Origin of the sequence: Rhizobium sp. CF142 (assembly GCF_000281145.1) — a bacterium.
In the GTDB taxonomy this organism is placed as follows: Bacteria; Pseudomonadota; Alphaproteobacteria; order Rhizobiales; family Rhizobiaceae; genus Rhizobium.
Genome location: NZ_AJWE01000082.1, coordinates 1 through 426, shown reverse-complemented (window position 1 = coordinate 426; position 426 = coordinate 1). Strand labels below are relative to the sequence as shown.

Genomic DNA, 426 nt, shown 5'->3' with positions numbered 1-426 from the left:
CCATCACCATCCATGGTGCCAATGATGCGCCGGTGCTGGCCGTCCAGACGGCGACCCAGAATGCCACCGTCGGCTCCGCCTTCTCCTTCGTCGTGCCGACGACAACCTTCACCGATGTCGACAGCGGCGAAACGCTGACCTATTCGGCAACGGCTGCCGACGGTACGGCACTGCCTGCCTGGCTGGCCTTCAATACCACGACGCGAACCTTCTCCGGCACGCCGACGACAGGCGGGACCTATGGCGTCAAGGTGACGGCAACCGATCTCGGAGGCCTGGCGGCCAATGAGACCTTCAACATCGCCGTGTCGACGCCCGGCAACACGACGCCGACGGCAGTTGCCGATGCGGGTGACGCGACCGAGAAGGGCGGGGTGGCCAACGGTTCGGGCGGCGTGGTTGCCAGCGGCAACGTGCTGACCAACG

General features: G+C 66.2%; 1 protein-coding gene. It reads left to right on the top strand.

Translation table 11 applies throughout. The features are described 5' to 3' along the window. Positions 1 to 426 (top strand): putative Ig domain-containing protein (locus PMI11_RS15700; RefSeq protein WP_037071491.1); only part of this gene is annotated, 426 nt, incomplete at both ends.